Origin of the sequence: Kitasatospora herbaricolor (assembly GCF_030813695.1) — a bacterium.
GTDB classification, from domain to species: domain Bacteria; phylum Actinomycetota; class Actinomycetes; order Streptomycetales; family Streptomycetaceae; genus Kitasatospora; species Kitasatospora herbaricolor.
In genome coordinates this window covers 641,516-662,984 of sequence record NZ_JAUSVA010000002.1, presented here as the reverse complement: position 1 = coordinate 662,984, position 21,469 = coordinate 641,516, and the positions used below count along the sequence as shown (strand labels likewise).

Sequence of the window (21,469 nt, the reverse complement as noted above, 5' to 3'; positions counted from 1 at the left end):
ATGGGCCTGCTCACCCAGATCCTGACCTTCCCGCTGGCACCCGTGCGCGGCACCCTCTGGGTGCTGGAACGCGTCGTCGAGACCGCCGAGAACGAGTACTACGACCCCGCGCCGGTCGAACGGGAACTCGCCGACCTGGAGAAGGCCCTCCTGGCCGGACAGATCGACGAAGAGACCTTCGACCGCCGTGAGGACGAACTCCTCGACCGGCTCGACGAGATAGCCCACGCCCGGCAGACCGGCCAGTGACCCGACGACCGCGAACGGAGGGCAGCACACCGTGACAGACCCCATAGCCAACCGCCTCGGCTCCCTCCCCTCCCGATCGGCTTCGCCGTACAACCAACCCTCCTCCGCCAATCTCGCCGACATCCTGGAACGCGTCCTCGACAAGGGCATCGTCATCGCCGGCGACATCCAGATCAACCTCCTCGACATCGAGCTGCTCACCATCAAGCTGCGTCTGCTCATCGCCTCGGTCGACAAGGCCAAGGAGATGGGCATCGACTGGTGGGAACACGACCCTTCCCTCTCCTCCCGGGCCCGTGCGGCCCCCTCGCTGGAGGAGGAGAACCGGCGCCTGCGCGAGCAGATCGCGGCATTGCGTGCCGATGCCGCCCTGCCCCCCGCCGAGGAGCCGGAGGAGGGCGTCGCACCACGTCGCACGGCACGTCCGAAACGTCCGGCGACCCGGCCCGCCCGAGGTGACGCATGACCGCCGGGTCGCTCACCTACGTCTACGCCGTCGCCCGGCACTCCGTCGCCCTGGCGGAGGCGACGCACGCGGTCACCGGAGTCACCGGCTCACCGGTGCACCTCGTGACGCCTGCCCGGCACCGCGCCCTGGTGGCGGTTGCCGGTCTCGTTCCCGAGGACGACTTCCGCGAGGCAGCCCTGCGCCGGCACTTGGAGGACCTCGACTGGCTCGAAGCACTCGCCCGGGCACACGACCGCGTCGTCGAGGCCACCGCGGCACACACCACCGTCCTCCCACTGCGCCTGGCCACGGTCTACCTCGACGACGACCGCGTGCGTGCCGTGCTCGACGACCGGCATGACCTGCTCCTGGACGCACTTGAGCAGTTGGACGGCCATGTGGAACTCGGTGTCAAGATCTACCTCGACGTCGCGTCCGACAGCCCACCCCAGGCGGCGCCCGCACCCGACCCTTCGCTCAGCCCGGGACGTGCCTATCTGCGCCACCGGCGTGCCGAGCAGGACGTCCGAACCGCTGCTCACCTGGCCGCGGAACGGGCGGCGGAACGCGTCGAGGCGATCGCCCGGACCTACGCGGTCCGACGCGCCCGCCACCGAATCCAGGAGGGCGAACTCGCCACGGGCCCCGGGACGAACGTCAGCAACGACGCCTACCTCGTACCCACCGCCCACGCCGACGCGTTCCTCACCGAGGTCACGCAGTCGGCCGACGGCCTCTCCGGGATCCACGTCGACGTCACGGGCCCCTGGGCGCCCTACTCCTTCGCCACCCTCCCCGACCTGGACGAGGACGCACCGTGAACCCTCCGGACGCCGTCCCGGCCCGATCCGGCAACCCCCTGCCCCAGCGGCAGGTCGCCCTCATCGACCTGCTGGACCGCCTGCTCAGCGGTGGAGTCGTCCTCACCGGCGACCTCGTCCTGTCCATCGCCGACATCGACCTCGTCCGGATCTCGCTACGTGCCCTGATCGTGTCGATCAGTGAACAGAATCCCTCTCCCTGGCCCGGCGCCGGGCCAGGCCGGTCGACGGGAACGCCATGACCGCCGAGCCGCCCGGTCGGCCGGACCGCTTCGGGGAGGTCGCCCAGGCCGCCACCCGCGCGTTCCGCCTCCTGCCGGCCACCCCGCGCGACAGTCCGCGGGTGGGCCCCGGTGCGCCGCCACGGATCCCGCGACGGATCACCACCGACCCCGAGACGGTCGAACGGGACCTCATGAAGCTCGTCCTCACCCTCGTCGAACTCCTGCGACAGCTCATGGAACGCCAGGCGCTCCACCGTGTCGAGGCCGGCGATCTCACCGAGGACCAGGAGGAGGACCTGGGCGTCACGCTCATGGCCCTGCACGAGCGGATGTCCGAGCTTTGCGACCGGTACGGCCTGACGATGCAGGATCTCAACCTCGACCTGGGACCGCTGGGACCGCTCCTGCCACCGGCCGAGTAGCCGCTACCCCTTGATGCTGAGCGGGCGTCGCTTCGAGCGTCCCGGCGTCAGGCGCCGGTGCTGCCACGACCGCTGCCGAGGCACCGGCATCACCGCGACCGGAGGACACCGCCCCCGTCAGGGACCGGCGTCGTCGTCCGTGACCGGGACGGCAGGGAACCGCGGGTGTGCCGCTGAGTCCGGGCTCAGGACGCGGCGGGCCGGCCGGGGTGTTCCGGTCCGTGCGGTCGGGTCGTGTCGTCCTCGGTCGCGGGGCCCCGGCCGTCGGTGCGGTGCGTGGGGGCGAGCAGGTCCAGGAGCGCTTCCACGCTCAGTCCGGCCTCGGCCGGGTGGCGCAGCCGGGTGCCGGCAGTGATGCGGTAGTGGTTGCGGCGACCGACGCGGTCGCGGGTGAGGTAGCCGCCCTGTTCGAGATCGGTCACTATCCCTTGGACGGCCCGTTCGGTGAGCTGGGACTCCAGGGCGATGTCCCGCAGCCGGACACCCGGGTTGCGCGCGATGGCGGCGAGCACCCGGGCGTGATTGGTCACGAACGTCCAGCCGCTTCTCGTACCGGCTTCATCGGGTGCCATGTGTCCATCGTAGGAGCATCGATTCGCCCGTCACCACACACGAATTCTGTTTCACGTATCAGTTGACGTGAACGATGGTGCGGGTCATGCTGGAAGAGTCTTCGTCCTCAGCCTTCTCGGGGAGTGACCATGTCCGAGGACCTGCGCACCACCCGCCTTCGCCCCGCTCCGACCACCGGTGACATCGACGCCCAGGCCGTCGGGTCGTCCTGGGACGGTCCTGCGCCCCGGTGCCTGGCCGGTCGACTCACGGTCGGCTTCACCGCCACGGGCGACCGTCTCCGGGCGCGTCTGAAGGGCGAGATCGACATGGACGTCGCCGACCCGCTCCGTCACGTCCTCACGCGGGCCCTGACGCACTGCGGCACCGGCCTGGACATCGACATGTCCGACGTCGAGTTCTGCGACAGCTGCGGCCTCGACACGCTTCTGCGCCTGCGCCTGCAGGCACAGGCCCAGGGGCACGCCGTGACGATCACCGACGCCAGTCCCCAGGTTCGGCACCTGCTGGCCCTCACCGAGACCGCCGGCCTGTTCTCCGCCGTCACCACGGCACACCGCGACGAAACACCTTGATCCGTGACCGTCGCCACCACTCACGACTGCCACGACCCGCGCCACCGTCCGCCGGCACCACTGCCAACGCCTTCCGCGACGGCTGTCCCGTCGCCCGCTCGGCGGCCACAGCACCGGCCGGGTCCCGCAGCCGCCCCACCACCGGGGCGCACGTCCGAGTACCTACCTCCGCGCGTGACCGCCCCGGCCCGCATCCCACCCGGGCAGCACGCCATGGACACTTGCCGCCGTTACGCCGTCGCCCTGCCGGGCACACCGGGCGGTCACGCCACAGCACGGACAGTGATCGTCCACCGCACCGACCGGCTCGGCCCCGCCCACGAGCCGGTCTACGAGGACACCACCGGCAACTACCGATTCCGGATCACCGGCGCCGTCGCGGAGATTCTCACGCTGCCCGCGGAGTACGGCCCCACGCACCCGTGCCTCGAAGCCGTGCCCATGCCCTGACACCGCGAGCGCACGGGGTCAGGGCCATGAAGGCAGCTGAGGCACTCTCCTCGGCGGGAGCCGGCGCGGTCGGTGGCCAGGCCGACGGGGCCGGAAATGTCCCGTGAAGAGGAAGAAGCCGACGCCGCGAGGTCCGGCCGCCACGCGCTGCGCCGACGCCAGTCGCTCAACGCGCCGACCACACCGGACAGCCGGGGGCGTGTCGCGTCCACAGGATCACGCCGCCACTGCTGCGTACCTCGCGACTGCGTACGGCCGCACAACATCTGCCAGGTGCCGCCGCAGTGCTCTCCCCGCCTCCGACGGGACTGCCCGGCCCCGGCCGGGCCACGCGGGGCCGGGCAGGACCTGGCAGCGGCCGCACCAGGCCGCTTCCGGCTTCCGGTGCGGCCCGCTGCTCCACCCACTCGACGGGCAGGCCCAAGGCCCGCAGACGGCTACGACGACGGTTGCGACGCTCTGACACACCGACACCTTGCCTGCTCCCGCGCCCGGAGCGCCCCGCTGCACTGCGACACGCCAACACCCACCCACCCGTTCGGCGGACACTGCTGCCCGCCGCCGGTGCGGGGCCCGCTCCTGACAAGTACGGCTGTCCCACGCAATCGTTCAGCGACGCGCTGAACGATGACCGACGGCGCCCCAGCGCCGGGAGGCCGAGGAGGGGGAATCCACCGTATGGTCCCGTTTCGGCCGGAACGTCCCCGGGCAGGCGCCCGGCATGGTTGACATCGGCTACACGATGATGAGCGAGCACTGCGGCCCGCGACAACTGGTGGAGGACGTGGTGCTGGCCGAACAGGTCGGCTTCGACTTCTCCGTCGCCTCCGACCACTACTCGCCCTGGCTGGAGGAGCAGGGGCACGCGCCCTATGTGTGGAGCGTCCTGGGCGCGGCGGCGCAGGCGACCCGGCGGATCCCCCTGATGACCTACGTCACCTGCCCCACCATGCGCTACCACCCGGCGGTGGTCGCACAGAAGGCCGCGACGGTCCAACTGCTCTCCGAAGGCCGCTTCCGGCTCGGGCTGGGTTCGGGTGAGAACCTGAACGAGCATGTGGTGGGCGGGGGCTGGCAGCCGGCCGACGTCCGGCAGGAGATGCTGGTGGAGGCCGTCAAAATCATCCGGGACCTCTTCGCCGGCGGCTGGGTCAACCACCGGGGAAAGCACTTCGACGTCGAGTCCGCGCGCCTGTGGGACGTTCCCGAGCCGGCCCCGCCGATCGGTATCGCCGTCTCCGGCGAGCAGTCCTGCGCCATCGCCGGCGAACTCGCCGACCTGGTCATCGCGGTGGAGCCGGACCGGGCCCTGCTGGAGTCCTTCGACCGGCACGGCGGCGCCGGAAAGCCCCGGGTCGGCCAGCTCCCCGTCTGCTACGACGCCGACTGCGACACCGCCGTCGCCCGTGCCCACGAGCAGTTCCGCTGGTTCGGCGGCGGCTGGAAGGTCAACGCCGAACTCCCAGGTCCGAGCGCCTTCGCCGCGGCGAGCAAGTTCGTGACGCCCGAGGACGTCGCCGCCTCCATCCCCTGCGGCCCGGACGTCGCCCCCTTCGTAGAGGCGGTGAAGGCCTTCACCGACGCCGGGTTCACCGAGGTCGCCCTGGTGCAGATCGGCGGGGACGCCCAGCGCCCGTTCCTGGAATGGGCCGAGAAGTCCCTGCTCCCGGCCCTCCGGGACCTCTGACACCTCACCGGCGATGTCCGCGAGGAACGGTTCTGCGCGGACCTGGTCACCCGGACCGTCGAGGCCCTCGGTGGCCTGGACATCTGGTCGACAACGCCGCCTACCAGATGTCCCGGCCCGAGGGGCTCGCCGCGATCAGCACCGGCCGGTTCGACCGGGTGGTGAAGACCGACCTGTACGCCCTCTTCTTGCTGTGCAAGGCGGCGCTGCCGCATCTGCGCCCGGGGGCGTCCATCATCGACACGGCGTCCGTGCGGGCGTACCGGCCGAGCCCGCACCTGCTGGACTACGCCACCGCCAAGGGTGCCGTCGTCACCTTCACCCAAGGCCTGGCCCAGCAGCTGGCGCCGGAGGGGATCCGGGTCAACGCCGTCGCGCCGGGACCGGTCTGGACGCCGCTCGTCCCGGCGACCACGGCACGTCACTACCTCCGGTTCTCGGGGAGCGGATCGCCGGTCGTCTGCACCGGTCGAGGCGGCGGCAACCGTCCTGGTCGCGGACGGACCCGTGCACGGCGTTCCGTCCGGTCCACGACTGCGCCTCGCGAAGGGGAGCCGCAGCCGGCCCTGCCGAAGCCCGGCAGCACCGACGCGCTCGCGGATCAGCGACCGCCGATCCGACGCAGCGGTCAGCCGGCCTGCAGCCTCCCGACGGCGTCCTTGGACAGGCGGACGCGGACCAGCGCTGCCGCCAGCCTGGCGTGATCTTCGGCATGAACCAGGGCGCCCAGCCCACGCGGGGTGTGCGGAAGCCCGAGGACCGCCGCGGTCCGGCAGGTCCGGTCGTCGAAGAAGGGGCGGAGCTCCGGCCATACCGACTGGGCCTCCCGGCAGAAGATGTCCGCGCCCACCGGGCCGATCCTCGGGAACTCCCGGAGGAGATCGCGCAGTCGCGTCCGGTCTCCGTCCGCCTGTGCGCGCAGGAGCCGCAGATCGCCCTTCCAGCGGTCCAGCACCATCTCGGCACCGTCACCCAGCGCGGTCGCGGTGCTCTCGTCGTAGCGGACGTAGTGGGCGCGCCCCAGCGCGTCCACCCGCTCCTGCCAGCCGGAGGCCGCCATGGCCCGGGGCGTGCGCAGCCCCGCTCCGAACAGCTCCCGCGCGGCATCGGTGGCGATGTCCGCCCGGATGCGGACCGAACAGAGCACTGTCAGCACCAACAGCTGGTACAAAGGCGCCGGATCGTCACGGAGCGTGATGCGCGCCTCCTCGGCGTACGTCCGGCCGAACTCCCTCAGCAGACGCCTTGCGAGCGTCTCGGTGCTCATCCGGTGCCTCCTCCTGACCCGGGCCGGTCACGCCCGCACGTCTGCCCGGAGCGGCGGGAAGCAACCTTTCGGCGGCCGTGGCGGGCTGCCCGCCGCGCTGTCGGCAATGCCGACCCGGCCCTGGCACAGCACGCCGCGGCTTCCTCGTCGGTCCTCGTCGCCCGCCCCCCGCCGCTGTCGCGGTGGGGTCGGGCAGTCAGCCATCAGGACTTCGGCCGCGCAGTCGTCCGGATCGAGCCCGGAGGATTGGCCCCGACGATGACGGGTATCAAGCCATAACGGAGTGTTCGGGCCATTGCCCCGCTCCAGCCCGGCTCGGTGCCGGGCGCAAGACGTGATCACGCCGGGACGCCGCTGCCTGAAGAAGCCGGGTATGACGGATCCCACCTCCGATCCCCGCCTGGCCGTTCGGCGCCTGACAGCCCGCTGCGGATGCCCTGCGGGGACGACCCAGGGAGACCTCCGTGTCCGCCCTTCTCACCCCTGCGACCTTCGTACCGCCCGCCGTGGCCCCGGAGTCCGTCGAATTCCGCCGGCCGACCCGCCAGGAGATGCGGGCCATGGGCAAGACCGAGGCCCGCGAGCTGAGCGACGCGCTCTTCGAGCGGCTGGCCGGCCTGGAGCGCGGGTCCGCGGCCTACAGCTACGTGCGCGGCACCGTGATCGAGCTCAACATGCCGCTGGTGCGCTTCGTCGCGGCCGGCTTCCGCCACCGCGCCGCCGAGCCGGACGACATCCTGCAGGTCGGCACGGTCGGCCTGATCAAGGCCGTGGACGGCTACGACCACCGGCGCGGGGTGGAGTTCCTGACCTACGCGATCCCCACCATCGCCGGCGAGATCAAGCGGTTCTTCCGGGACACCTCCTGGCCGGTCCGGGTGCCGCGCGGCCTCCAGGAGCTCTACCTGCGGGTGATCCGCTGCTCCGACCGGCTGGAACAGCGGCTCGGCCGGTCGCCGGAGCCCGAGGAGCTCGCCGCCGACCTGGGCCTGGACGTCGCGGACGTGGACGCCGCCCTGCGTGTCGGCCGCGCCTACCGGGCCGGCTCGCTGGACGCCCTGCACGACGACCACGACGACGAGACGGGCAGCACCCTGCTCGACCGGCTCGGCGACGAGGACGGCAACCTCACCCTGGTCGACTTCCGCGAGTCCGTCCGGCCCCTGCTGGCGGACCTCACCCCCCGCGAACGCACCGTCCTGATGCTGCGCTTCTGGGGCGGCTGCACCCAGTCCGAGATCGCCGAGCGGATCGACTGCTCCCAGATGCAGGTCTCCCGGCTGCTCGCCGCCACCCTCGGCTCGCTCCGCGCCCGGCTGGAGGAACCAGCGGCGGACACACCATGACCGGAATCGGCCGGGAAGGCGCCAAGATCGCCGCCGGGGCGGGAGGAACGGAGCCGGTGGAGCCCGTGAGCACCCGGACCTCGCTGACCGCCGACCCGATGCCGATGGTTGCCCGAACGCCGGAGACCACCGAAACCCGGGCGCTCTTCCCCTTCCACCCGTCCGTCGCCGAGGCGTCGGTGGCATTCCACCCGTCCGTCGCCGAGGCGGCGGTGGCACAGGACGGCTGATGTCCACGACCAAGGAAACCCGCCGGCTGGTGCTCACCACCGGCGGCGGATCGGTGGGCCGGTGCCGCGAATTCGCCCGGGACGCGCTGATCCACTGGGGCTGGACGCCGACCGACGAGGGCGAACGCGGCGCGGTGGCCCGGGACGTCCTGCTGGTCGTCAGCGAACTCGTCACCAACGCCGCGCAGCACGCCGACGGCCCCGTCGAACTGAGCCTGACCCGATCCGTCCTCGGCCTGCGGGTGGAGGTGGCGGACTGCAACCCCGAACCCCCGGTGCTGCGGCGCGGCGGCCCCGCGCTGCCCGGCGGCCACGGGCTGCGGGTGGTCGACCTGCTCTCCTGGACCTGGGGCAGCCGACCCCACGCGCACGGCAAGACCGTCTGGTCCGAGATCGCGGCCCCACCAGCCGACCTGCGGCCCCCGGGCTGAGCCCGCCATGTGGCCGGCTCGGGCGCTGCCCGGCGGGTCCCGGCCACCCCGGACGGCAGCGCGGCCGCGGGTACGCAACGGTACGCGGGCACGGACGGGTTCACAGGCTCACAGCGGCTCCACCGACACGAAGTCGATGCACTCCACGTCGATCTGGTCGGCGATCCTGCGGAGGACGGACGCGACGGCCTCGACCGTCGGGGGGTCCAGTTCGGCTTCCGCCGAGTCGCTCCAGTGCCGACTCTCGTCCGCCAGTCCCCGGAGCAGGGCGGTGACCTGCTCGGCAGGGATCACCAGGCCCTCGCCGATGCCACGGATCAGGGGCACGTTCAGCGGCTTCATCGTCCCGCCTCCTCACCGGGGCCCGCGCCGGGGCCGTGCCTGGCGTCTGTCCGGACTCGCGGAACCCAATCTCCCCGCCCGTCGTCCTTCCGGTGCGACGGGCAGGAACCGGGCCACGGCCCTCGCCCCGGCGGATGGCCGGCTCGTCGTTCTTCGCCGACTCCCACGCCGTGAAGTGCAGCAGCGCCGTTGCCCGGGCCCCATGGTCGCTCGGCCGGCATGGGCCGTCCGGCTGACGTTCGGCCGGCGGCGGAGCGTCACCCGTGGTGGCGGTGGCATGGTTCGTACCGTGAGTGCATCCGCTCGCCACCGACAGCAGGAGTGCGATGCCCAGGGGCCTGAATCTCCGCTCGCGGTGGCTGACCGCGGTGGCCGCGCTACCGGTACTCGCCTCCCTCCTCGTCGGCTGCGGGAGCAGCGGGGGCAGCGGCCCGGTGGCTCTGAACTGGTACAACTTCCCGGACGACTCGGGTGCCCTGCAGCAGGCCGCGGACCGCTGCGGCCAGGCCTCGGGCGGCCGGTACGTGATCCACTACAACAAGCTGCCGCGCACCGCGGACGGACAGCGCCAGCAGTTGGTCCGCCGACTGGCCGCGCACGACGCCGGGGTGGACATCATCGGGCTGGACGTCACCTGGCCGGCTGAGTTCGCCGAGGCCGGATGGATCCGCGAATGGACCGGACCGGTGAAGGAGCAGGCGACCGCCGACACCCTTGCGGCCGCGGTGCAGACCGCCACCTGGAAGGACAAGCTGTACGGCGCCCCCTACAACTCCAACACCCAACTGCTCTGGTACCGCGACGATCTGGTGCCCACGCCACCCAAGAGCTGGGCCGAGATGCTGGTCCAGGCCGACGCCTTGGCGAAGGCCGGGAAGCCGCACTACGTGGAGATCCAGGGAGCCCAGTACGAGGGTCTGACGGTCTGGTTCAACACCCTGGTCACCAGCGCCGGGGGCACCATCCTGACGCCGGACGCCCAAGCACCCTCGCTCGGCGCGCCGGCGGTCCTCGCCGCAGGGATCATGCGGGACACCGCCCGCTCCGCCGCGGCCGACCCGTCGCTGTCCAACCAGATGGAGGACCAGAACCGGCTCGCCATGGAGTCCGGCACGGCCGCCTTCGAACTGAACTACCCCTTCGTCTACCCGTCGATGAAGGCCAACCAGCCCGAGCTCTTCCAGCATTTCAAATGGGCGCCCTACCCCGGGGTCACGCCGGACCGGCCGGCCACGGTGACGATCGGCGGCATCGACCTGGCGGTCGGCGCCTACGGCAAGCACCCCGACCTCGCCTTCGAGGCCACCCTCTGCCTGCGGGACCGCGAGAACCAACTGGCAAACGCGCTCAAGGGCGGGCTACCGCCATCGCTGCGCAGCCTCTACCAGGCCGCCGAACTGACCGAGAGCTACCCCTTCGCCGCCGACGTGCTGGCCGCGCTCGACACCGCCAGCATCCGCCCGCAGACACCCGCCTACCAGAACGTGTCGATCGCCATCTCGCACACCCTCTCGCCGCCGGCCGCGATCAAGCCCGAGAGCACGGTCGCCGACCTCCGCGGGCAGATCGAGGACGCGCTCGGCTCCAAGGGGTTGATCCCGTGAGCACCTCCGCCTCCACCCCCGCCGCACCAGGCGCGCCCGCCACGGCCGGCCGGCAGCGCCGGGCCGAGCTGTCCGAGGGCGCCCGGCAGGAACGCCGACTGGGCCTGCTGCTCTGCGCGCCCGCCGTGATCGTGATGGTCGCGGTCACCGCCTATCCGATCGCCTACGCGATCTATCTCTCACTGCAGCGCTACGACCTGCGGTTCCCGGGCCAGGCCCGCTGGGTGGGGTTCAGCAACTACTGGGCCGTGCTGACCTCGCCCTTCTGGTGGCAGGCGCTCTGGGTGACGGTGCTCATCACGGTGGTGTCGGTCGCCGTCGAACTGGTCCTCGGCATGGCGCTGGCGCTGGTGATGCACCGTGCCATCTTCGGCCGGGGCACCGTCCGCACGGCCGTCCTGATCCCGTACGGCATCGTCACCGTCGTCGCGGCGTACTCCTGGCAGTACGCCTGGACACCCGGCACCGGCTACCTGGCCGCACTGCTGCCCGCGGGCAGCGCACCGCTCACCGACCAGTGGCAGGCCATCGGCCTGATCATCCTGGCCGAGGTCTGGAAGACCACTCCGTTCATGGCACTGCTGCTCCTCGCGGGCCTCGCGCTCGTCCCGGGAGAGACGGTGCGCGCGGCCATGGTCGACGGCGCCACCTTCTGGCAGCGGCTGCGGCTGGTGATCCTGCCGCTGATGAAACCCGCGATCCTGGTCGCGCTGCTGTTCCGCACCCTCGACGCGTTCCGGATCTTCGACAACATCTACGTCCTGACCGGCGGTTCCAACGACACGGGCTCGGTGTCCATCCTCGGCTACGACAACCTCTTCACCGCCCTCAACCTGGGCATCGGGTCGGCGATCTCGGTGCTGATCTTCCTGTGCGTGGCGGCCATCGCCTTCGTCTTCATCAAGATCTTCGGCGCGGCTGCGCCGGGCGGCGAACCGGAGCGGCGATGACATCCCACCGCAGCAGGACCCTCACCGAGTGGGGCGTCGTCAACGTCCTCGTCGTGCTCTACGCCCTGTTCCCGGTGTGGTGGATCGTCGCCCTGTCCTTCAAGGACCCGAGCACGCTCAGCGACGGCAACTTCATCCCCCGCAAATGGACCTGGGAGAACTACCACGGCATCTTCCAGACCTCGGAGTTCACCCGCGCCCTGATCAACTCGATCGGCATCGCGGTGATCGCCACCACCATCGCCGTGGTGCTCGGCACGATGGCCGCGTACGCCGTGGCCCGGCTGCGCTTCCCCGGGAAGCGGCTGCTGATCGGCATGTCGCTGCTCATCGCGATGTTCCCGCCCATCTCGCTGGTGTCGCCGCTGTTCAACATCGAGCGCGTGCTGGGGATCTTCGACACCTGGGTGGGTCTGATCATCCCCTACATGACCTTCTCGCTGCCGCTGGCGATCTACACCCTGTCCGCGTTCTTCCGCGAGATCCCGTGGGATCTGGAGAAGGCCGCCAAGGTGGACGGCGCCACCCCCTGGCAGGCGTTCCGGCTGGTGATCGCCCCGCTCGCCGCGCCCGGTGTCTTCACCACCGGGATCCTGGTGTTCATCTTCTGCTGGAACGACTTCCTCTTCGCGATCTCGCTGACCTCCACCACCGCGGCGCGTACCGTTCCGGCGGCGATCGCGTTCTTCACCGGCAGTTCGCAGTTCCAGCAGCCGACCGGCTCGATCGCCGCGGCCGCCGTGGTGATCACAGTGCCGATCGTGATCTTCGTGCTGCTGTTCCAGCGCCGCATCGTCGCCGGCCTCACGGCCGGCGCAGTCAAGGGTTGAGCCCGCCCGTCCGGGCGGACCAGGAAGGCAGACCGTGGCCGAGATCGTCCTAGAGGGCATCACCAAGCGCTACCCGGACGGCGCCCTCGCCGTCCAGGACTTCAACCTCACCATCGCCGACGGCGAGTTCGTCATCCTGGTCGGCCCCTCGGGCTGCGGAAAGTCCACCACCCTCAACATGATCGCCGGGCTGGAGGACATCACCGAGGGCACCCTGCGGATCGACGGTCAGGTGGTCAACGACCGCGCGCCCAAGGACCGCGACATCGCCATGGTGTTCCAGAGCTACGCCCTCTACCCGCACATGAACGTGCGCGAGAACATGGGCTTCGCGCTCAGACTCGCCAAGGCCGACAAGGCCGTCATCAACGCGAAGGTCGAGGAGGCGGCCCGCATCCTCGACCTCACCCAGCACCTCGACCGCAAGCCCGCCAATCTCTCCGGCGGCCAGCGCCAGCGCGTCGCGATGGGCCGGGCCATCGTCCGGGATCCGAAGGCCTTCCTGATGGACGAGCCGCTCTCCAACCTCGACGCCAAACTGCGGGTCCAGATGCGCACCCAGATCGCGGCCCTGCAGCGCCGACTGGGCACCACCACGGTCTACGTGACGCACGACCAGGTCGAGGCGATGACCCTGGGCGACCGCGTGGTCGTGATGCGCGGCGGCGTCGTCCAGCAGGTCGGTACGCCCCAGGAGCTCTACGACGCACCCGTCAATCTCTTCGTCGCCGGGTTCATCGGCTCGCCCGGTATGAACTTCCTGGCCGCGACGCTGGAACAGGGAAGTCTGCGGACCTCCCTCGGCGATCTGCCGCTGGAGGACCGGGTCCGCCGCCGGCTGGAGGGCCAGGACGTGCCGCGCGACCTCATCGTCGGCATCCGGCCCGAGGACTTCGAGGACGCCGCACTCGTGGACGAGCGGCACACCGGTCACACCACCACGGCCACGGTCGACGTCCGGGAGTCGGTCGGTTCGGACGTCTACGTCCATTTCACCGAGGAGGGCGGACCGGCCGGAACGGCCGAGCTGGCCGAGCTGGCAGCGGACTCCGGGCGCGCCGACACCGGCATGCAGGGCCACCGGATCGTCGCCCGGCTCAGCCCCGCCACCCGCGCCGCCGAGGGCAGCCCGCTGGACCTGTGGCTCGACGCGTCCCGCGTCCACGTCTTCGACCCCGCCACGGGCATCAACCTCACCCACCCCGAGCGGCACGAGGGGTAGAGCGCCCGCACCCTCCACGCAGGACCTCGCCCCGTACCCTCCGAAACCCCTCGACCGGAGCCGGCCCGGACCCGGGCCCCGTACCGGGCGGCGGTGCCGCCGACGGACCTCAACCCTGGCCGTACGCCTCGGTGAGCAGCGGGAGCCGTGCCCCGCAGTTCTTGCACCCCACACTGGCGGGTGCCTGGTTGTAGACCGCTCCGGCCACCCCGAGCGAGCCTTCGACCTGCCGGGAGCCGCAGTGCGGGCAGGTCCGCGGCTCGAAGGACCGGTCGCACGGCACGCAGCGGTGCGAGCGCCAGCCCTCGGGCGTCGGCAGTCTCACCGTGTCGCTGCTGCCGCATGCCGGGCAGTCGATGTCGTCCACCATCGAGGGCTCCCTTCCTGTCCACCGGCCCCCGCCGCCTGGGCCTCGCGTCAGGCACCTGCCCTTCGAGGCGGCGATTACACGGCAACGGTCGCGCCCCTGCCGGCCGGCCTCCGACGGAAGGCGGGTGGCTTCGCGGCGGGCGCCCGGACAACCCGCATCGGTCCGCGTGACGCGGACGTGGGGCAGCAGCACCCGGCGAGGCCCGAGCCGGCCGTGGAGCCGGGCCGGAAGGGCGGAGCCGGCATGGAGAGCAGCCCGTCCGGGCAGGTGCCTGACGTACCCGCCGGGCTCTGCCCGCCCGGACCGCTCCGTGGACCACTCGCCGGACCGTTCCCCGGTCGGCGCGGATCCCGTCGGCGCTCCCGGGGCGCCGACCACGGGGCGGGCCGACGACGATCCCGAAGGAGCACCGATGACCAGCAGCGCCTTCGTTTCCCAACGCCCACCGCTGACGCTCGGCATCGAGGAGGAGTTCCTGCTGGCCGATCGCCGCAGCCGGCTGACGGCCCCGCGGGCGGACCAGGTCATCGCGGACGTGGGGGCGGTGCTGGGCCCGCGGGTGCAGAACGAGTTCTTCGCGACCCAGGTCGAGGTGTGCACGGAACCAGTGGCCACGGCGGCGGAACTCCGCCGACAGCTGGTGGACGGCCGGCAGCTGACGGCGGCGGCCGCTCTACGGGCCGACTGCCTGCTGGTGGCCTCGGCGAGTGGGATCCTCGGCCGCCGGCCCCCGCAGATCACCGAGGGCGAGCGGTACCGGAGGATCGCCGACCACGTCGGCCCGCTGGCGACCGGTTCGGGCGAGTTCGGCGGCTGCCACGTCCATCTCGGCAGCCTCGGCAAGGCGGACGCGCTTGCACTGAGCAGTCGGCTGCGGCCGTGGCTGCCCGTGCTCCAGGCACTGATGGTCAACTCCCCCTTCGCCGGCGGCAGGGACCGCAACTGCGCCAGTTGGCGGGCGCTGCGGTACGAGCGGTGGCCCACCGTGGGCCCCGCGCCGGTACTCGACGAGGCGGGATACGAGGTGCTGGCCGACCGGCTCGTCGCCGACGGCACCATCCTGGACCGGCGGATGCTCTACTGGTACGCCCGGCCCTCCGAGCATCTGCCGACCCTGGAGATCCGTGTGGCGGACGTCAACGCGGCGGTGGACGACACCGTCCTGCTCGCGCTCCTGCTCCGCGGGCTGGCCGTCGTGCTGCTCGACGAGGCGGACCGGGGATCCCCGGGACCGGTCGTGACCGACGCGCAGTTGCTGGGTGCCCACCGGCAGGCCGCGCTGCACGGCTTGCGCGGTACGGGGGTCGGGCCGGACGGCGTCCCCAGGCCGATGCTCCAGCTGCTGCACCAGCTGGTGCGCCGCAGCGCCCCCGGGTTGGCCTCGACGGGCGATCTTGCCCAGGTGAGCACGATGCTCGGCGGCCTGCTGACCTTCGGCACGGGGGCCGAGCGCCAGCGGGCGGTCCGGCGCCGCCACGGCTCGCTGGGTGACATCGTGGACGACCTCGCCCGACGAACGGTGGCCGGCTGAAGGCGCACCGGGGCATCGGCCGCCGAGCAGGGGACGGGCCGAGCACAGGACGGTCGGCGTCGGGGCGGCCTGCCGCCCGGCCGCCTTGGCGGTGCCGCTCCAGGTGAGCGGTCGCGATCGGTCGCGATCGGTCGCGATCGGTCGTCTCAGCCTTCGTCGGCCGCGCGCGGCGCCGATGCGGAGGGCCAGGTGCTGGTGTCGCGCGGCTCCACGTACGGCTCCTCGTCGGCGGGGTGGCCGCCTTCGACGGCACGCGCCCGGGAGAGCTCGGCGTCGAACTCCAGCCCGAGCAGGATCGCGAGGTTGGCGAGCCAGAGCCAGACCAGGAAGACGATGACGCCGCCGAGCGTTCCGTAGATCTTGTTGTAGGAGGCGAAGTTCGCGACGTAGGAGGCGAACCCGGCCGATGCCGCCAACCAGAGGAGCACCGACAGCGCACTGCCAGGGGTGATCCACCGAAGGCCACGTCCCCGTACGTTCGGCGCCGCCCAGTAGAGCACCGCGATCATGCAGACGACGAGCAGCAGCAGGACGGGCCACTTGGCGAAGGCCCACAGCGTGAGCGCGGTTCCGCCCAGGCCGAGGGCCCGGCCGGCCCGGTCCGCGAGCGGGCCGGTGAAGACGACGATCACCGCACTCGCGGCGAGCATCACCATCAGTAGAACCGTGAGGCCGAGCCGCAGCGGCGTGACCTTCCAGATCGGGCGCCCCTCGGCGACGTCGTAGACGGCGTTGGCGGCGCGGATGAAGGCCCCGACGTAGCCGGACGCGGCCCACACGGCCGCCAGCAGGCTCAGCACGCCCAGCACCGAGCTGGGGCCGCTGCTGTTCTGCAGTTGGCCGATGGCGTCACGCAGCAGATCCGTGGCCGGCCCAGGTGCGAGGTCCTGCAGGTTGTCCAGGATTCCCTGGGTCGCCGTTCGTCCGATCACCCCGAGGGTCGAGACCAGGACGAGCAGGGAGGGGAAGACGGCCAGCACGCCGTAGTAGGTCAGGGCGGCGGCGCGGTCCGGGAGGTCGTCCGCGAGGAACTCCTTGCCCGTTCGGCGCAGGACCGCCCACCAGGCCCCGCGTGGCAGGCCCGACAACTCGTCGGGGGCCGCGCGCTCCACCCGGCGACTCGGGCCCGGGGATCGCGCCCGACGCTCGCCCGGGCGCGGATCCTCACCGCTCGGTGGGTGTCCGCCGGCCGGTTGGTGGTTGCCGGACTCGGGTGCCATGAAGAGCGCCTTTCCCGCACGGGCCGGATGAACCGCGGAAAGAGGACGCAAAACATCAGGTGCGCACGCGGCCAGGCCGCGGGGCGACTGTCCGGCCCTGGCCCGTACCCCGACTGCGGCACCGCATGACGATCCGGGCCACCGGTGGCCCGACCCTCGCCGACCTCGCCCTGGACGAGGTGCGCCTCACCGCCCCCGGCTCCGGTGGCGACGGCCCGGCGCGGAGGCGGGGACCTCGCCCCGCCCGGCGCTCGAAACGCAGGCCCGAAAACGGGCATCCACCAGCATCGACCGTCAACAGGACCGTCGCGGGAACCGGCCCGGCACCCCGCTTCACGCGCCTGTACGGGCAACCGCGGGACGGCGTTCGGACCCGCGGCCCCTGAAGCTGCAGGACATCCCGATCGCGGGACAGAGGCGCTGACCCTGCAGACCCGGTGGATTCGAGATCAGACGCCGGGGACGGCATCCTTCGCGTCGGTGTGCCAGTTGGTGACGATCGGCTTGTCGACCCTGACGGCGCCGACAGGAACACTCACGGGGTTCGGGTCCGGATGACCGATGCCGATGATGACGTCCTTGAACTCCACGGCTTGATCGTCGTTGGTGGTCTTCGGGTTGATCCCCGCGTAGGCGACGGCGGAGCCGCTGAGCGTGATCGGCCGACCGACGGCCTGCTCGGCGTTGGCGGCCTCGATGCCGCCCGAACCGAAGGCGATGACCGGGTGCTCGCCGGACAGGACGCAGGTGATGCCGGGCTTGGCCTTGGCGGAGATCTGGATGTAGCCGCCGGCCTGGCTCTCCAGCTTGGCGCTGAACGTGAGGTCGTTGGCGCCGCAGGCCTGGCCGTAGCCGCTCTTGTCGCCCGAACCGGAGGCGGAAGCGGTGGGCTTCGCCGATTTCGCGGCTGTCGCCGTCGCCGTCGCTGTCGCCGTCGCCGTCGCCGTCGCCGTGGGCGTCGAAGGAGCGGCCGACGTGGCGGCAGCGGTCGTCGCAGTGGTCCCCTCGGCGGAGGCCGAACCGTTCTCCGGGCCGCAGGCGGTGGCCGTTGCCGCGAGTGCGGTGACCACGAGTGCGACGGCAACGATGTGCGAGCGCATGAATGTCCCAACTTCCTTATGTCGAAGGCCCCCATGGTAGGACCTGCTTGATCACCGGCTCGTGCGGGAAATATCCCGATCATGTCCCAAGGGCGCTGTCACGCTGATGTGAGAAGTGCGACGATCTTCGCGTCGGTCATGGCTGGGAAGGGGCCTGCCCTGGAAAGCGGGTCGCCGCCGGAGAAGCGTCACCGCGGTCGTCCCGCGAGGTCGAGGAACTGATGCTCCAGCGCGCTGGTCATCTCCCGCGGGACCGTGTGCAGCCGGTGTCTGAGGTTCGGTCAGGCCCGGGCCTGCGGGTGGCGCCGCCGTCCGGACGGGCGGCCCGCGACAGGTGGTGATCCGCCGCCGTCGTCACGACGGGCCGGGCACGAGGCCCACCCGGTAGGCGAGGACCACCGCCTGGACGCGGTCGCGCAGGCCGAGCTTCGCCAGGATGCGCGACACATAGGTCTTGACGGTCTCGGGCGTGATGAACATCGCCGCGGCGATCTCGGCGTTCGACAGCCCCTCGGCGATCAGCTGGAGCACTTCCAGCTCACGGGGGGTCAACACCCGTACGACGTCCTCCCTGGCCGTCCGGGAGGTGCCGGCCGGCCGCAGGTGCTGGGCGAAGTGGCCGATGAGGTGGCGGGTGACGGCCGGTGCCAGCAGGGCCTCGCCCCGGGCGACGGTCCGGATGCCGTTGACCAGCTCCACCGCGGGCGCGTCCTTGAGGAGGAAGCCGCTCGCTCCGGCGCGCAACGCGTCGTAGACGTAGGCGTCGACGTTGAACGTCGTGACGACCAGGACCTTCGACGTGACGTCGGCATCGGGACCCGCCAGGTGACGCGTCGCCTGGATGCCGTCGAGCAGGGGCATCCGAATGTCCATCACGACCACGTCCGGGCGCAGCCGCCGCGCGGCCTGAACCGCCTCGTGGCCGTTCTCGGCCTCCCCGACGACCTCCATGTCGGGCTGGGCGTTGAAGATGGTGACGTAGCCGGTCCGCACCAGTGCCTGGTCGTCGCAGACGAGCACGCGGATCGGTGACGGTGCATCACTCACGGGATCACTCCTGAAGGGTCTTGGCCGGAATCGTGGCGCGGACCTCGAACCCGCCCTCGGGCCGGGGGCCGGCCTCCAGTTCACCATCGAGCATCCGCACCCGTGCACGCAGCCCGGCCAGCCCCCGTCCGCCCGCCGGGCCCGGTTTCCGCGCCACCGCTGCGGCGAGGGGTCCGTCCGTGGCCACCTCGATCCCGAGGTGCTCGTCGCCGTACCGGAGCACGACCCGGGTCGGCTCGCCGGCCGCGTGCTTCAGGGCGTTGGTGAGCGTCTCCTGCACCACCCGGTACGCGGCCAGTTCCACGTCCACGCTCTGCGGCCGCCGCTCGCCCTGCTGACTGAACTCGACCGGCTGCCCCGACCTGCGGGCCCGCTCGACCAGGTCCCCCACCCGCCCCAGGGTGGGTGCCCGGTCCGCGTGGGCCGGGTCCGCGGCCGCCGACTCGCCGGTCGCCTCCAGGACGTCGAGCAGGTACCGCAGTTCGGTCAGCGCCCGGCGGCCGGTGTCGCTGACGGCCACCAGTCCCTCCGCGGCGCGTTCCGGTGCGGAGCTGAGCAGGAACTGCGCCGCGTCGGCCTGGACCACCATGGCCGTCACGTGATGGGTGACCACATCGTGCAGCTCGCGGGCGATCCGCGCACGCTCGGCGGTGGTGGCCGCCTCGGCAACCAGCCGCCGCCGCCGCGCCTCCTCCGTTCGCCGCCTGCGCACCGTGACTCCCAGCAGCCAGAACGCGGCCAGGACCAGGGAGAAGGCGAGAAAGTCCGGTACGGACTGCGGCGAACCGAGGTGGTGCAGGACGACGGCCAGCGCGGCGTAACCCGCGCCGGCCACGGCGGCCAGGCCGGGACGGAGGCGGACCTGATGGGCCCCGGCGGAGTACAGGGCCAGATACAGTCCCACGCTCGCGAACGTGGTCGCGAAGCCCAGCGCCTGATGCACGGCGAACGCGCCCGCGACGACGGCCAGACAGGCCGCCGGCCACCTGCGGCGAACTGCCAGCGGCAGGGTGTGGGCCAGAACCAGCCCGAGGCCCAGCGCGTCCGCCGGCCGTACGGGAAGATCGCCGATCTGCGCACCGATGCCGGACAGGGTCGGTACCAAGGCCGCCAGGGTGAGCGCCAGGGCGAGGACGCCGTCCTTGAGGAGGACATCCCGCTCCTGCCACCGGTCGAGCGGCGCCCGGAACAGCGGAAGGTTCCAGGGCGCCTGACGGGACATCATTTCCGATTCCTCCAGTGAGTCCGTCTCAGCGGCCCGCGCGCCGACGGGTCTTCATCCCGCCGTTGCGGTGCGCGAGGACGAGCATCGGGACGGCGAGAGCCAGGGCGATGAGGACGGGGATCATCGACGCCTCCAGACCGAAGCTGCCACCGTTCAGGAGGGCGGACGCGTGGACGCCGACGGTGAACAGGCCCTCCGGGGTGTGTCCGGAGACCGGGATGCCGAGCAGTTGCTCCGCGGTGTTCCAGGTGAAGTGCAGACCCGCGACGAACCAGATGCTACGCCGCCACAGGAACGCGGCCCCGAGCAGCCCCCCCGCCTCCAGGGCGATCGCCAGTGCGCTCCACGCGTTCGCACCCGGGGCGCCCAGGTGGGCGACGCCGAAGAACAGCGAGGTGATCACGAGGGCGGCCCGGCTGCCCCACATGTGCTCCAGGGCCTGCAGGGCAAGGGCACGGAACAGCAGTTCCTCGGTGACCGCGGCACCGATCTGCACCATCACCGCGGTCCGCACGACCGGCAGGACGTCGCTGCCCGCCCAGGAGAACGAGTAGCCCCCGAACAGCGTGATCAGGAGGGCCGAGACGAGGATGAAGGCCAGGCCGATTCCGCCGCCGAGCAGTGCCGCCCGGCCTGCCCCGCGCCGGGCGGTCTCCGGCGTGGAGCGTCGTGCCGCGCGGTGCATGACCAACCGGTACACGGCCACCGCGGCAGCCGCGCCCAGCACCGGCACCGGGCCGGGTCCGGTCGCCGTCAGGCCCGAGACCAGGCCGACGCCCACCGTCCCGGCCAGCATCCAGCCGAGCGGAGAGTGCACGAACCGGCCGAACCGGCCGAACCGACCGCCTTGCCCGTCGCGGTCCTCCTCCAGGCCGGAGCCGGTGTCCTGCGGTGCGGCGGACGTCGTACTCATGGTGCCTCCCCTGTCGTGGCCGACCCTGCGCCGACCTGACGACCACGGTAGGAATCCGCCGGCGTCCGCGAATCACCCGCACCGGGACAGCCCCGGTAGCTCGCACGGGGGATGCGCCGGCCGCGGCGGCGGTGTCCAGGCGCGATCCCGGTGACATCAGAAGCCCATCTCCGGGCGTTGGGTACGCCTCCCGGCAGCCGGGCACAGTCGCCGGCCACGGGCGCGGAACTCCCCCCGGCGCTCCGCGCCCGTCCTGGCGAACCCGCTCGGCCGCTTCGCCGCCGCCGCACGGCTGAGCACCGGGCCGGCCTCAACCGGTGGCCCCGGGGTTCCGTACGCCGAACACGCCCGACCCGGCCCCCGGGACCTCACGTGTGCGACCCGGCCCACCC

General features: G+C 71.9%; 25 protein-coding genes and 1 pseudogene. 17 read left to right on the top strand and 9 right to left on the bottom strand.

Annotation, left to right across the window (positions count from 1 at the left end; all coding sequences use genetic code 11):
• Genes J2S46_RS03380 through J2S46_RS03360 form a run of 5 tightly spaced genes read left to right on the top strand, consistent with a single transcriptional unit; the run spans position 1 to position 2,164 of the window.
• On the top strand, positions 1–249 hold the full coding sequence (locus J2S46_RS03380) for a gas vesicle protein GvpG (protein ID WP_191294742.1): 249 nt from the start codon (positions 1–3) through the stop codon (positions 247–249).
• Between the two features lie 31 nt (positions 250–280).
• Positions 281–715, top strand: a complete 435-nt coding sequence (locus J2S46_RS03375; RefSeq protein ID WP_191294741.1) for a gas vesicle protein — start codon at positions 281–283, stop codon at positions 713–715.
• The gene (locus J2S46_RS03370; RefSeq protein ID WP_191294740.1) at positions 712–1,518 is read left to right on the top strand and encodes a GvpL/GvpF family gas vesicle protein; all 807 of its coding nucleotides are present in this window, start codon (positions 712–714) and stop codon (positions 1,516–1,518) included. Before J2S46_RS03375 ends, J2S46_RS03370 begins: the two co-directional genes overlap by 4 nt.
• On the top strand, positions 1,515–1,760 hold the full coding sequence (locus J2S46_RS03365) for a gas vesicle protein (protein ID WP_191294739.1): 246 nt from the start codon (positions 1,515–1,517) through the stop codon (positions 1,758–1,760). Before J2S46_RS03370 ends, J2S46_RS03365 begins: the two co-directional genes overlap by 4 nt.
• Positions 1,757–2,164: a gas vesicle protein K gene (locus J2S46_RS03360; RefSeq protein ID WP_191294738.1), complete on the top strand. Its 408-nt coding sequence runs from the start codon at positions 1,757–1,759 to the stop codon at positions 2,162–2,164. Before J2S46_RS03365 ends, J2S46_RS03360 begins: the two co-directional genes overlap by 4 nt.
• A 185-nt stretch (positions 2,165–2,349) precedes the next feature.
• Here J2S46_RS03360 and J2S46_RS03355 read toward each other — a convergent pair whose 3' ends face one another.
• Complete coding sequence (locus tag J2S46_RS03355) at positions 2,350–2,736, bottom strand: helix-turn-helix transcriptional regulator (RefSeq protein ID WP_191294737.1); 387 nt, start codon at positions 2,734–2,736, stop codon at positions 2,350–2,352.
• A gap of 129 nt (positions 2,737–2,865) precedes the next feature.
• On the opposite strand from J2S46_RS03355, the gene J2S46_RS03350 reads away from it, so the two are divergent.
• The 4 genes and pseudogenes from J2S46_RS03350 to J2S46_RS03335 form a co-directional block, all read left to right on the top strand.
• Positions 2,866–3,312 (top strand): STAS domain-containing protein, encoded by a 447-nt coding sequence (locus tag J2S46_RS03350; protein WP_191294736.1) that lies wholly within the window; start codon positions 2,866–2,868, stop codon positions 3,310–3,312.
• Positions 3,313–3,525: 213 nt separating this feature from the next.
• Positions 3,526–3,762 (top strand): DUF6296 family protein, encoded by a 237-nt coding sequence (locus tag J2S46_RS03345; protein ID WP_194506035.1) that lies wholly within the window; start codon positions 3,526–3,528, stop codon positions 3,760–3,762.
• Positions 3,763–4,483: 721 nt separating this feature from the next.
• Positions 4,484–5,449, top strand: coding sequence for an LLM class F420-dependent oxidoreductase (locus J2S46_RS03340; RefSeq protein ID WP_191294734.1), 966 nt, complete (start codon positions 4,484–4,486; stop codon positions 5,447–5,449).
• Between the two features lie 12 nt (positions 5,450–5,461).
• Positions 5,462–5,862, top strand: a pseudogene (locus J2S46_RS03335) (SDR family oxidoreductase); the annotation flags it as partial.
• A gap of 215 nt (positions 5,863–6,077) precedes the next feature.
• Here J2S46_RS03335 and J2S46_RS03330 read toward each other — a convergent pair.
• The gene (locus J2S46_RS03330; protein ID WP_191294733.1) at positions 6,078–6,716 is read right to left on the bottom strand and encodes an endonuclease; all 639 of its coding nucleotides are present in this window, start codon (positions 6,714–6,716) and stop codon (positions 6,078–6,080) included.
• A gap of 464 nt (positions 6,717–7,180) precedes the next feature.
• On the opposite strand from J2S46_RS03330, the gene J2S46_RS03325 reads away from it, so the two are divergent.
• From J2S46_RS03325 to J2S46_RS03315, 3 genes are read left to right on the top strand one after another with little or no spacing between them, the layout of a single operon-like run.
• Positions 7,181–8,062 carry a SigB/SigF/SigG family RNA polymerase sigma factor gene (locus tag J2S46_RS03325; RefSeq protein WP_307348580.1) on the top strand — a complete coding sequence of 294 codons (882 nt, stop codon included), beginning with the start codon at positions 7,181–7,183 and terminating at the stop codon, positions 8,060–8,062.
• Positions 8,059–8,292: a hypothetical protein gene (locus tag J2S46_RS03320; RefSeq protein WP_191291335.1), complete on the top strand. Its 234-nt coding sequence runs from the start codon at positions 8,059–8,061 to the stop codon at positions 8,290–8,292. The genes J2S46_RS03325 and J2S46_RS03320 overlap by 4 nt, the downstream gene beginning before the upstream one ends.
• The gene (locus J2S46_RS03315) at positions 8,292–8,723 is read left to right on the top strand and encodes an ATP-binding protein (RefSeq protein ID WP_191291336.1); all 432 of its coding nucleotides are present in this window, start codon (positions 8,292–8,294) and stop codon (positions 8,721–8,723) included. Before J2S46_RS03320 ends, J2S46_RS03315 begins: the two co-directional genes overlap by 1 nt.
• Positions 8,724–8,831: 108 nt before the next feature.
• Here J2S46_RS03315 and J2S46_RS03310 read toward each other — a convergent pair whose 3' ends face one another.
• Positions 8,832–9,065, bottom strand: a complete 234-nt coding sequence (locus J2S46_RS03310) for a DUF6213 family protein (protein WP_191291337.1) — start codon at positions 9,063–9,065, stop codon at positions 8,832–8,834.
• A gap of 326 nt (positions 9,066–9,391) precedes the next feature.
• Here J2S46_RS03310 and J2S46_RS03305 point away from each other — a divergent pair, with 326 nt between their 5' ends.
• Genes J2S46_RS03305 through J2S46_RS03290 form a run of 4 tightly spaced genes read left to right on the top strand, consistent with a single transcriptional unit; the run spans position 9,392 to position 13,671 of the window.
• Positions 9,392–10,669 (top strand): ABC transporter substrate-binding protein, encoded by a 1,278-nt coding sequence (locus J2S46_RS03305; RefSeq protein WP_191291338.1) that lies wholly within the window; start codon positions 9,392–9,394, stop codon positions 10,667–10,669.
• Positions 10,666–11,619, top strand: coding sequence for a carbohydrate ABC transporter permease (locus tag J2S46_RS03300; protein WP_370882160.1), 954 nt, complete (start codon positions 10,666–10,668; stop codon positions 11,617–11,619). Before J2S46_RS03305 ends, J2S46_RS03300 begins: the two co-directional genes overlap by 4 nt.
• Positions 11,616–12,449: a carbohydrate ABC transporter permease gene (locus J2S46_RS03295; RefSeq protein WP_073922408.1), complete on the top strand. Its 834-nt coding sequence runs from the start codon at positions 11,616–11,618 to the stop codon at positions 12,447–12,449. The genes J2S46_RS03300 and J2S46_RS03295 overlap by 4 nt, the downstream gene beginning before the upstream one ends.
• 34 nt (positions 12,450–12,483) lie before the next feature.
• Positions 12,484–13,671, top strand: coding sequence for an ABC transporter ATP-binding protein (locus J2S46_RS03290; RefSeq protein ID WP_191291339.1), 1,188 nt, complete (start codon positions 12,484–12,486; stop codon positions 13,669–13,671).
• 109 nt (positions 13,672–13,780) lie between these two features.
• Here J2S46_RS03290 and J2S46_RS03285 read toward each other — a convergent pair whose 3' ends face one another.
• The gene (locus J2S46_RS03285) at positions 13,781–14,041 is read right to left on the bottom strand and encodes a hypothetical protein (RefSeq protein ID WP_191291340.1); all 261 of its coding nucleotides are present in this window, start codon (positions 14,039–14,041) and stop codon (positions 13,781–13,783) included.
• 412 nt (positions 14,042–14,453) lie between these two features.
• On the opposite strand from J2S46_RS03285, the gene J2S46_RS03280 reads away from it, so the two are divergent.
• On the top strand, positions 14,454–15,572 hold the full coding sequence (locus J2S46_RS03280; protein WP_191291341.1) for a carboxylate-amine ligase: 1,119 nt from the start codon (positions 14,454–14,456) through the stop codon (positions 15,570–15,572).
• Positions 15,573–15,718: 146 nt separating this feature from the next.
• Here J2S46_RS03280 and J2S46_RS03275 read toward each other — a convergent pair whose 3' ends face one another.
• From J2S46_RS03275 to J2S46_RS03255, 5 genes are all read right to left on the bottom strand, one after another.
• A complete protein-coding gene (locus J2S46_RS03275; RefSeq protein ID WP_191291342.1) occupies positions 15,719–16,792 on the bottom strand; it encodes a YihY/virulence factor BrkB family protein in 1,074 nt (357 codons plus the stop codon).
• A gap of 449 nt (positions 16,793–17,241) precedes the next feature.
• The gene (locus J2S46_RS03270; RefSeq protein ID WP_191291343.1) at positions 17,242–17,892 is read right to left on the bottom strand and encodes a DUF4232 domain-containing protein; all 651 of its coding nucleotides are present in this window, start codon (positions 17,890–17,892) and stop codon (positions 17,242–17,244) included.
• Positions 17,893–18,246: 354 nt separating this feature from the next.
• The gene (locus J2S46_RS03265) at positions 18,247–18,939 is read right to left on the bottom strand and encodes a response regulator (protein WP_191291344.1); all 693 of its coding nucleotides are present in this window, start codon (positions 18,937–18,939) and stop codon (positions 18,247–18,249) included.
• Positions 18,940–18,943: 4 nt separating this feature from the next.
• Positions 18,944–20,164, bottom strand: a complete 1,221-nt coding sequence (locus J2S46_RS03260) for a sensor histidine kinase (protein ID WP_191291345.1) — start codon at positions 20,162–20,164, stop codon at positions 18,944–18,946.
• A 25-nt stretch (positions 20,165–20,189) separates the two neighbouring features.
• On the bottom strand, positions 20,190–21,077 hold the full coding sequence (locus J2S46_RS03255) for a CPBP family intramembrane glutamic endopeptidase (RefSeq protein ID WP_191291346.1): 888 nt from the start codon (positions 21,075–21,077) through the stop codon (positions 20,190–20,192).
• Between the last annotated feature and the right edge of the window lie 392 nt (positions 21,078–21,469).

Bases quoted from the DNA above. Each gene is read 5' to 3' on its own strand.
- J2S46_RS03380 (WP_191294742.1), top strand. From the start codon at position 1: ATGGGCCTGCTCACCCAGATCCTGACCTTCCCGCTGGCACCCGTGCGC.
- J2S46_RS03370 (WP_191294740.1), top strand. From the start codon at position 712: ATGACCGCCGGGTCGCTCACCTACGTCTACGCCGTCGCCCGGCACTCC.
- J2S46_RS03360 (WP_191294738.1), top strand. From the start codon at position 1,757: ATGACCGCCGAGCCGCCCGGTCGGCCGGACCGCTTCGGGGAGGTCGCC.
- J2S46_RS03355 (WP_191294737.1), bottom strand. From the start codon at position 2,736: ATGGCACCCGATGAAGCCGGTACGAGAAGCGGCTGGACGTTCGTGACC.
- J2S46_RS03350 (WP_191294736.1), top strand. From the start codon at position 2,866: ATGTCCGAGGACCTGCGCACCACCCGCCTTCGCCCCGCTCCGACCACC.
- J2S46_RS03345 (WP_194506035.1), top strand. From the start codon at position 3,526: ATGGACACTTGCCGCCGTTACGCCGTCGCCCTGCCGGGCACACCGGGC.
- J2S46_RS03340 (WP_191294734.1), top strand. From the start codon at position 4,484: ATGGTTGACATCGGCTACACGATGATGAGCGAGCACTGCGGCCCGCGA.
- J2S46_RS03330 (WP_191294733.1), bottom strand. From the start codon at position 6,716: ATGAGCACCGAGACGCTCGCAAGGCGTCTGCTGAGGGAGTTCGGCCGG.
- J2S46_RS03320 (WP_191291335.1), top strand. From the start codon at position 8,059: ATGACCGGAATCGGCCGGGAAGGCGCCAAGATCGCCGCCGGGGCGGGA.
- J2S46_RS03315 (WP_191291336.1), top strand. From the start codon at position 8,292: ATGTCCACGACCAAGGAAACCCGCCGGCTGGTGCTCACCACCGGCGGC.
- J2S46_RS03310 (WP_191291337.1), bottom strand. From the start codon at position 9,065: ATGAAGCCGCTGAACGTGCCCCTGATCCGTGGCATCGGCGAGGGCCTG.
- J2S46_RS03305 (WP_191291338.1), top strand. From the start codon at position 9,392: ATGCCCAGGGGCCTGAATCTCCGCTCGCGGTGGCTGACCGCGGTGGCC.
- J2S46_RS03295 (WP_073922408.1), top strand. From the start codon at position 11,616: ATGACATCCCACCGCAGCAGGACCCTCACCGAGTGGGGCGTCGTCAAC.
- J2S46_RS03285 (WP_191291340.1), bottom strand. From the start codon at position 14,041: ATGGTGGACGACATCGACTGCCCGGCATGCGGCAGCAGCGACACGGTG.
- J2S46_RS03280 (WP_191291341.1), top strand. From the start codon at position 14,454: ATGACCAGCAGCGCCTTCGTTTCCCAACGCCCACCGCTGACGCTCGGC.
- J2S46_RS03275 (WP_191291342.1), bottom strand. From the start codon at position 16,792: ATGGCACCCGAGTCCGGCAACCACCAACCGGCCGGCGGACACCCACCG.
- J2S46_RS03270 (WP_191291343.1), bottom strand. From the start codon at position 17,892: ATGCGCTCGCACATCGTTGCCGTCGCACTCGTGGTCACCGCACTCGCG.
- J2S46_RS03260 (WP_191291345.1), bottom strand. From the start codon at position 20,164: ATGATGTCCCGTCAGGCGCCCTGGAACCTTCCGCTGTTCCGGGCGCCG.
- J2S46_RS03255 (WP_191291346.1), bottom strand. From the start codon at position 21,077: ATGAGTACGACGTCCGCCGCACCGCAGGACACCGGCTCCGGCCTGGAG.